Raw genomic sequence first — 8,777 nt, 5'->3', positions numbered from 1 at the left:
CAGGTTCTTCTAGAGTTGGGCGTTCACACTTATTCCCTCCCGGCCGGTGTTCCGATGGGCCGGCTGGGGATGGCGCGCAGCCGGGCCGGGGTGGGGTCGGGGGTCGGGGTCATCAGGGCCTCCTGTGTCGTGCCGGCGCCGGCGGCCGCCCATCGTTTCATCGGCGCCGGCCTTCACCCATTGCGTTAGTGCCACTAACAGTCTACCTTCGTTAGTGCCACAAACGTTTATGGCGCTGGATCCCTGGACCTCCCCGAGGAGTGCAACCATGATCAAGCCGTTCCGTATCGCCGTCCCCCAGGCCGACCTCGACGACCTGAACGACCGTCTGGCCCGCACCCGTTGGCCCAATGAACTCACCGGCGCCGGCTCCGACTACGGTTTCCCGCTGGCCCGTCTGAAGGAGCTCGCCGAGTACTGGCGCACCGGCTACGACTGGCGCGCCCACGAGGCCGAACTCAACAAGCTCGAGCACTTCACCACCGAGATCGACGGCCAGAACATCCACTTCGTCCACGTCCGCTCCCCCAGGCCGGATGCGCTCGCACTGATCCTCACGCACGGCTGGCCCGGCTCGTTCCTGGAGTTCCTCGATGTGATCGAGCCGCTGTCGCGCGACTTCCACCTGGTGATCCCGTCCATCCCGGGATACGGCTTCTCGGGTCCGACCCACGAACGCGGCTGGGACGCCGACCATGTGGCGCGGGCCTGGGCCGAGCTGATGCGCCGTCTCGGATACGAGCGCTACGGCGCACAGGGCGGCGACTTCGGCGCGGGCATCTCCCTGGCGCTGGGCGCGCACGCACCCGAGCAGGTCGTCGGGGTCCACATCAACTACCTGCCTACCAGGCCGGATCCGGACGCAGGACTGGTCCTCTCCGGATCGGACGAGGCCCGTCTGGACAAGGTCCGCCATCTGATGGCGAACCGCCCGCCGTACCAGGCTCTGCAGGCCGCCACCCCGCAGACCATCGGCTACGCACTGACCGACTCGCCGGTCGGCCAACTCGCCTGGATCGCCGAACGGTTCGCGCAGTGGACCGACCCGCGCACCCCGGTGGGCGACGACCGGATGCTCACCGACATCTCCCTGTACTGGCTGACCGCCACCGCCGCCTCCTCGGCCCGGCTGCACCGCGAGACGGCGCGCGGGCATGCGGCCTGCGAGGTGCCGGTGGGCGTGGCGGTGCTCCCGTACGACATCACGCAGTCGGTACGGCCGCTGGCCGAACGGATCTACGACATCAGGCACTGGTCGGAGTTCGACCGCGGCGGACACTTCGCGGCGATGGAGGTGCCCGAGCTTCTCTCCGGAGACGTCCGTGAGTTCTTCCTGACCTGCACGAAGCCGCAGGACTCCTGAGGCGCTCGGGCCGCCGCTCGCCTGAACTGCTCGCTTCCCTCCGGGTAACCACCCACTTCGTTGTGCGTACTTGAGGCGGCCATCGACCCGGCCGAGGCTGGGGAGCGGCCGCCGCGATTCCGGCGGCCGTGAAGGCAGCGGTTATCCGGATTCGGCAAAAGGGGACAACATGGGTGGCACGGACGTGACCGTCATCGGCCTGGGCGACATGGGCAGGGCACTGGCGTCGGCGCTGGTCGCCGCCGGGCACCGGACGACCGTATGGAACCGCACCACGGACAAGGCCGACGAGCTCGTGGCGCAGGGCGCGGTGCGGGCCGCGAGCGTCGAAGAGGCCCTGTCAGCCAGCCCGTTGACCCTCGTCTGTTTGATCGACTACGACGTCACGCGCACGCTGCTCGACCCCGCGGCCGAGGCCCTGCGGGGCCGCACACTGGTCCAGCTCAGCAACGGCACACCGGACCAGGCCCGTTCCCTGGAGGCGTGGGCGGCCGGGCGGGGCGCCGGCTATCTGGACGGCGGCATCATGGCCGTGCCCGGCACGATCGCCACGCCCGAGGCATTCGTCCTGTACAGCGGAGCGGAAGAACATTTCACCGCGCACCGGCCGGTGTTCGAGGTCTTCGGATCGGCGACATACCTCGGCTCCGACACGGGACTGGCCTCCCTGTACGACCTGGCGCTCCTGAGCGGGATGGACTACCTGTTCGCGGGCTTCTTCCATGCCGTCGCCGTGGCCACCTCGCACAAGGACGTGACCGCGGCCGGCTTCACCGAGCTCCTGGTGCCCTGGCTGACGAACATGAACCGCCAACTGCCCGCACTCGCCGCCGATGTCGACTCCGACGGCGAGCCGGCGTACGCGCAGGGTCTGGACGTACTCCTGGCGGCCGCCCGCAACATGGCGCAGGCCGCGCGGGACGCCGGAGTACGCGCCGAGTACTTCGACCGGGCCGCGGCCGACCTGGAGCGGCAACTGGCCGAAGGCGCCACGGAGTTCACCGCCCGCGGCGCAGTGCGTGCGTTGCGGTCACCGGGCTCCGGGGCCGTCCGGTGACCGGGCGTGATGTGACCCGTCAGGCCGTGATCCGAACCGACGGGCCGTGATCCGACCCGACGGTACGTGATCCGACCCGACAGGCCTTGGGTGCACCTCAGCTCACCGCGTCCCGTACGCCTTGGGACACCGCGTCGTCGCCGAGGAAGTCGTTGTGCTCCAGGCAGCCCGCGGCGACGTTGGCCGCGCCGGTGAGCGGGACGCTGCTGTCCGGGTTGATGACCTCGTCGCAGTTGGACCAGAACGTCGTGTACGACACCGCGCCCGGGGTCTCGTCACCCTCGGCGAGACCGTCCTGAACGTACGACCCGGGTGTCATATCGCGGCAGGCCTGCGACCAGAGGGCGCAGGCCCAGGCCGTACTGGTGCCGTGGTTGGGGCCGGCCAGGGAGACCCAGTCGTCGACCTTGTCGAGACCGCCGCCGTGCTTGATGTACCAGCGGGTGACCAGGCTGCCGAAGGAGTGGGCGACGATGTCGACCCGCGCGGCGCCGGTCTGCGCGCGCACGCCGTCCACGTAGGCGGCGAACTCGCCCGACAGCGTTTCGTTCACCGACTGGTCCGTGTCGTAGCCCCAGGAGAAGAGTTCCGCGTCGGTGTAGCCGGAGGATCTGAAGTCCTCGCGCAGGGAGCCCCAGACGCCGGGGTCGGCGTTGTAGCCGTGGACGAAGATCACGGGGGTGCGGGCGGCGGCGCCGGTGGCACTCTGGGCCGTCGTACGGGGCTGGGCTTGGGCGGCGCCGGTCAGGAAGGTGACGCCGAGCAGGGCGGCGGCCAGCAGCGGTGACGCTTTGCGGATACGAGAACGCAGCACGAAGTCCCCCTGGGTCAAGGGTGGTTACGCGTGAGTAGCGGTCTTGAGCATGGTGAGGCCCATGGGGTGGGATGACCAGACCCTTGCGGGCGGGTTCTGGTCGGACGGGTACCTGGCGCCGGGAGTCCCGTCGCCGCCGGTCCCTGTCGGCGCTTGCGGCGACTGGGCATGCTGAGGGGATGGTCGCCTACGACGTGTTCCTCTCGGACTGCCCGGCCCGCACCACTCTCGACCTGGTCGCGGACACCTGGTCCGTCGTCACGGTCGTGGCACTGCAGGACGGGCCCCTGCGCTACGGCGAACTGCAGGAGCGGATCGGCGGCATCAGCAAGAAGATGCTCACCCAGACCCTGCGCAAGCTCGAGGTGAACGGCCTGGTCGGCCGCCGGGAGCTGCGCACGGCTCCGCCCGGCACCGAGTACCGCCTCACCGAACTGGGCCGCAGCCTCCTGGACCCCGTACGCGCTCTGTCCCGGTGGGCGGAGGAGAACACCGAGGCGCTGCTCGACGCACGGGACAGGGCGGCGGCGCAGGGCACCTGAAGGTTCCCCACGGGTGCGTAGCGTCATTCCCACCTGCCGGACGAGGTGTCGGGCCGGAGCGACGAGGGGGACCAGATGAAGATCGGCGTGCTGGGTGCGGGCCGTATGACCGAGGCGCTGGCCGGGCGATGGATCACGGCCGGGCACGAGGTGTTCATCGGCGGCCGTACCCCGGACAAGGCGGCCGGGCTCGCCGAACGGCTGGGCGCCGCCGGATCCGGGAGCCTGCGCGAAGCCGCCGGGTACGGGGACGTGGTGCTGCTCGCCGTACTGCGCGAGGGACTCGAGGACACCCTCGCCGCGGCCGGGGCGGCGGAGGGGGCGCTGGCCGGCAAGACGGTCGTCGACGTCGGCAACTCCGTCGACACCACCACCTACACGCAGGTGACCTGGGACGGCAGGTCGATGTCCGAGCGTGCGGCCGAGCTCGCGCCGGGCAGCCATCTGGTCAAGGCGTTCAACCTCGCCTACAGCGAGGTGTGGAAGACTCCGCCGCTGTACGGCGGTCGGCCCCTGGCCGTGCCGTACGCGGGCGACGACGAGGCCAAGCCCGCCGCGCGCCGGCTGATCGAGGACGTCGGCGCCAGCCCGCTGGACGCCGGGGACCTGTCCCAGACAAGGCACTTGGAGGCGATGGGCGCCGTGGTCATCCGCCGGCTCTTCGGCGGCGCGGACCTCTCCTCGACGTTCGCGTTCCTGGCGTCGGACAAGTGACGATGCGGGGGGGGGTGGGACGTGGGCGGGCCGGTCAGCGGGTCCGGGGCCCCGCCGGTGGGCGCGGCGGTTGCCGGGCAGGCCGTCTCAGCTGCCGTCGCTCTCCGGGTCCCAGTCGAGCAGCCGGACCTTCGCCACCGTCCGTACGTGACGGCGCATCGCCGCGGCCGCCGCCCGGCCGTTGCGCGCGTCGATCATCTCGAAGATGGCCATATGCTGCGCGAACGACTTCGAGGGCCGGCCCCGTTGACGCAGCGACTCATGCCGTGACTCCGTGATCTGCTCGGCGATCGAGTGCATGAACTCCGCGAGGATCGAGCTGTGGGCCGCCGCCGTCACGGCGGCGTGGAAGCGGCGGTCGCCCTCCACACCGTGCTCGCCCCGCTCGATCTCCTGCGCCATGAACCCGAGGGCGTCGCGCAGCGCGGCGAGGTCCTCGTCCGTGCGGCGTTCCGCGGCGAGTTCGGCGAGCTTGGTCTCCAGGGCTTCGCGCGCTTCGAGTACGTCGGGGAGCCGGCGCCGGCGTTCCACGAGCCGCTCGACGGGCTCGGCGAAGTCGAGGCTGTCGCCGACCATGTAGGTGCCGCCTCCGTGGCGCACCTCGACCAGGCCCTGGACTTCGAGGACGACGATGCCCTGCTTGATGGAGGCGCGGGAGACGCCGAGGCGCTGGGCCAGTTCACGCTCGGGCGGGAGGCGGTCGCCGGACTTGAGGCCGGACTCGGTGGCGTAGGCGCGCAGCCGGTCGATGACCTGCTCGTACAGGCGCGTACGCCCCATGGGCCGCAGTGCTTCGGACATGGCCCACCCCCCTCCCTGGATGTCCGCAGCGTAGCAGCGGAGGTGGTCCAGTGGCTGAGCCAATTTGCCCGCACCCTCTTGACGACCGAGGGCGCGACCCCGAATCTGTGGGGCATCAACTGGCCGATTGGCTCAGCCACTTGACCAGTCGCACGCGCAGAGTCCGCCCGATCGGGTGGCCTGCCGTCTGCCGCTTGACCTGCAGTGCCGGTCCAGTGGCTGAGCCACTCGGCCACCAGCCCACCCGGCGCGGGCCGAGCAGCCGAGCCGCCTGTCCATCAGCCCACCACCACGCACCGCATCACAGGCCAAGTGGCTCAGCCACTCGGCCAATCATCCACCGAGCCACTTGACCAATCACCTACCAACCACCCAGCTCACGAGTGGCTCAGCCACTTGGCCACTTGGCCACTTGGCCACTCGACCACCCAGCCACCCAGCCACCAACCCCAGCCCACCCCCGCCGATCCACCACCCCACAGATCCACCGCCCCACAGATCCTCCACCCCCAGACCCACCGCCCCACCCCAAACCGAACGCGCGCGCCCCAGGGACGGGAGCCCCGATGTCCGCGGAATTGATCTCGATCCTCGTACTAGTGGTGGTCTTCGTGATCGCCACCACCCGCTCGATCAACATGGGCGCGCTCGCCTTCGCCGCAGCATTCGGCGTCGGTGAACTCGTCGCCGACCTCGACGCGGACGGCATCTTCGCCGGCTTCCCGGGCGACCTCTTCGTCGTCCTGGTCGGCGTCACCTACCTCTTCGCCATCGCCCGCGCCAACGGCACCACCGACTGGCTGGTGCACGCCTCCATCCGGCTGGTCGGCGGCCGGATCGCGCTCATCCCCTGGGTGATGTTCGTGATCACCGGCGCCCTCACCGCCATCGGCGCCGTCAGCCCGGCCGCGGTCGCGATCGTCGCGCCGATCGCCCTGAGCTTCGCCGCGCGCTACAACATCAGCCCGCTCCTCATGGGCGCGATGGTCGTCCACGGCGCGCAGGGCGGCGGCTTCTCGCCCATCAGCATCTACGGCTCGATCGTCAACGGAATCGTCGAGCGCGAGAACCTTCCGGGCAATGAACTCGCCCTGTTCTTCGCCTCCTTGGTCGCCAACGTCATCATCGCGGGCGTGGTCTTCGTCCTGTTCGGCGGCTTGAAGCTGACCCGCCGCCGCGCCGTCGCAGTCGCCGGCACCGGCACCAGCACCAGCACCAGCACCAGCACCGAAAACACCGGCAGCACCGGCAGCACCGGCAGCAGCCCCAAGAGCCCAGCCCCCAAGCCCACGCCCGCGCCCGCCTCCGCGTCCGCACCCGCACCCGCACCCGCACCCGCACCCGCACCCGACCAGGACACCCGCCTCACCCCGCCCCGTATCGCCACCCTCATCGCCCTGGTCGCCCTGGTCGTGGCCGTCCTCGTCTTCGACCTCGACGCCGGACTCACCGCCGTGTCCCTCGCCGTGGTCCTCAGCACCGTCTGGCCGGACACCAGCCGCAAGGCCGTCGGCGAGATCGCCTGGCCGACCGTGCTCCTGATCTGCGGTGTCCTCACCTACGTCGGCGTCCTCGAGGAGATGGGCACCATCAAGTGGGCGGGCGAGGGTGTCGGCGACATCGGCGTACCGCTGCTCGCCGCCGTACTGCTCTGCTACATCGGCGCCGTCATCTCCGCCTTCGCCTCCTCCGTCGGCATCATGGGCGCCCTCATCCCGCTGGCCGTCCCGTTCCTCGCACAGGGCGAGATCGGCGCGGTCGGCATGATCGCCGCTCTCGCGGTGTCCGCGACCGTCGTGGACGTCAGCCCGTTCTCGACCAATGGCGCGCTGGTGCTCGCGGCGGCCCCCGATGTCGATCGCGAGAAGTTCTTCCGGCAGTTGATGGTCTACGGCGGCATCGTGGTCGCCGTGGTCCCCGCTGTCGTCTGGCTGGTCCTGGTGGTGCCCGGCTTCGGGTGAGGCAGGCTGACCTCGAGACGAGCGGACCCTCGACGATTGGAGTACGTCACGTGAGTTCCCACTCGATGCTGTTCCCGGCCCTCGCCGAGGGAGGGTCGCGGCCGGCCCTGCGGTTCGGCGAGCGCTCGATGTCGTACGGCGAACTGGCCGCGGTCGCCGGGCGCCTGGCCGCCTCCCTGAAGGGGGCGAGCCGGGTCGCCGTGTGGGCGACGCCCAGCATGGGGACCGCGGTGGGGGTGGTGGCGGCGCTGCTCGCAGGGGTGCCCGCGGTGCCGATCAACCCCAGGATCGGCGAGCGGGAGCTGGCACACATCGTGGGTGACTGCGAGCCGCTCGTGGTGCTCGCGGCACATGGCGATGAACTGCCCTCACCCTTGTCGGCGTTGGTGCGCTTCGACCCCATGGTGGCGCTCCCCGGAACCTCGGCGCTCCCCGCCGAACCCGCCCCCAACCACCCCGCCCTGATCGTCTACACCTCCGGCACCACCGGCCCTCCCAAGGGCGCCGTCCTGCCGCGCCGCGCGCTCGCCGCCACGCTGGATGCCCTCGAGGACGCCTGGCAGTGGACCTCCGAGGACGTGCTCGTGCACGGGCTTCCCCTGTTCCACGTCCACGGATTGATCCTCGGCGTCCTCGGCCCGCTGCGACGCGGCGGTTCGGTGCGTCACCTGGGCCGTTTCAGTACGGACGGGGTCACGAAGGAGCTGAGCGCCGGGGCGACGATGCTCTTCGGCGTGCCGACGATGTACCACCGGATCGCCGAGCAGCTGCCCCAGGACCCCGCGCTGGCGAAGGCGTTGGCGGGTGCGCGGCTGCTCGTGTCGGGGTCGGCGGCGCTGCAGGCCCGTGACCACGAGCGGATCCGTACGGCGACGGGGCGGGCGGTGATCGAGCGGTACGGGATGACGGAGACCCTGATGAACACCAGCGTCCGCGCGGACGGCGAACCCCGTGCGGCGACCGTCGGCGTCCCGCTGCGCGGTGTCGAACTGCGCCTGGTCGACGAGAGCGGGCGGGAACTCCCGGACGGCCCCGACCAGGTGGGCGAGATCCAGGTGCGCGGCCCGAACCTGTTCCTGGAGTACCTCAACAGGCCGGATGCCACCGCGGAGGCGTTCACCGAGGACGGCTATTTCCGTACGGGTGACATGGCGGTGCGTGACCCGGACGGTTACGTACGCATCGTGGGCCGCAAGGCCACCGACCTGATCAAGAGCGGCGGCTACAAGATCGGCGCGGGCGAGATCGAGAATGTCCTGATGGAGCACCCGGCGGTCGGGGACGCGGCGGTGACCGGTGAGCCGGACGCGGACCTCGGCGAACGGATCGTGGCGTGGATCGTCCCCACCGATCCCGAACAGCCGCCGAGCGCCGAGGAGTTGGCCGACCACGTCGCCTCGCAGCTCGCCCCGCACAAGCGCCCGCGTGTCGTCCACCACCTCGCCGAGCTGCCGCGCAACGACATGGGCAAGATCATGAAGAAGGCCCTCCGTGCCTGACTCCTCCATGCCTGACTCGTCCGCAC

The 8,777-nt window shown here is 70.6% G+C and carries 8 protein-coding genes; 6 read left to right on the top strand and 2 right to left on the bottom strand.

Translation table 11 applies throughout. The features are described 5' to 3' along the window. The first annotated feature begins 268 nt into the window (after positions 1-268). Positions 269-1,363 carry an epoxide hydrolase family protein gene (locus ABT367_RS26405; protein ID WP_352255585.1) on the top strand — a complete coding sequence of 365 codons (1,095 nt, stop codon included), beginning with the start codon at positions 269-271 and terminating at the stop codon, positions 1,361-1,363. A 70-nt stretch (positions 1,364-1,433) separates the two neighbouring features. Further along, positions 1,434-2,420 carry an NAD(P)-dependent oxidoreductase gene (locus ABT367_RS26400; RefSeq protein ID WP_352255584.1) on the top strand — a complete coding sequence of 329 codons (987 nt, stop codon included), beginning with the start codon at positions 1,434-1,436 and terminating at the stop codon, positions 2,418-2,420. 97 nt (positions 2,421-2,517) lie between these two features. Here ABT367_RS26400 and ABT367_RS26395 read toward each other — a convergent pair whose 3' ends face one another. Further along, positions 2,518-3,168 carry an esterase/lipase family protein gene (locus ABT367_RS26395; RefSeq protein ID WP_434975542.1) on the bottom strand — a complete coding sequence of 217 codons (651 nt, stop codon included), beginning with the start codon at positions 3,166-3,168 and terminating at the stop codon, positions 2,518-2,520. Positions 3,169-3,413: 245 nt separating this feature from the next. Between ABT367_RS26395 and ABT367_RS26390 the strand changes: the two genes are divergently transcribed. Beyond that, on the top strand, positions 3,414-3,776 hold the full coding sequence (locus ABT367_RS26390) for a winged helix-turn-helix transcriptional regulator (RefSeq protein WP_352255582.1): 363 nt from the start codon (positions 3,414-3,416) through the stop codon (positions 3,774-3,776). Between the two features lie 75 nt (positions 3,777-3,851). Beyond that, the gene (locus tag ABT367_RS26385) at positions 3,852-4,490 is read left to right on the top strand and encodes an NADPH-dependent F420 reductase (protein ID WP_352255581.1); all 639 of its coding nucleotides are present in this window, start codon (positions 3,852-3,854) and stop codon (positions 4,488-4,490) included. An 87-nt stretch (positions 4,491-4,577) separates the two neighbouring features. Here ABT367_RS26385 and ABT367_RS26380 read toward each other — a convergent pair whose 3' ends face one another. Further along, positions 4,578-5,291 carry a FadR/GntR family transcriptional regulator gene (locus ABT367_RS26380; RefSeq protein ID WP_352255580.1) on the bottom strand — a complete coding sequence of 238 codons (714 nt, stop codon included), beginning with the start codon at positions 5,289-5,291 and terminating at the stop codon, positions 4,578-4,580. Positions 5,292-5,857: 566 nt separating this feature from the next. Here ABT367_RS26380 and ABT367_RS26375 point away from each other — a divergent pair. Continuing rightward, on the top strand, positions 5,858-7,252 hold the full coding sequence (locus ABT367_RS26375; RefSeq protein WP_352255579.1) for an SLC13 family permease: 1,395 nt from the start codon (positions 5,858-5,860) through the stop codon (positions 7,250-7,252). 65 nt (positions 7,253-7,317) lie between these two features. Further along, the gene (locus ABT367_RS26370; protein ID WP_352255587.1) at positions 7,318-8,751 is read left to right on the top strand and encodes an acyl-CoA synthetase; all 1,434 of its coding nucleotides are present in this window, start codon (positions 7,318-7,320) and stop codon (positions 8,749-8,751) included. Positions 8,752-8,777: the final 26 nt, after the last annotated feature.

The sequence above is a fragment of the Streptomyces mesophilus genome (genome assembly GCF_040300965.1).
Lineage (GTDB): Bacteria > Actinomycetota > Actinomycetes > Streptomycetales > Streptomycetaceae > Streptomyces > Streptomyces mesophilus_A.
This window is presented reverse-complemented; position numbering and strand designations above follow the sequence as displayed.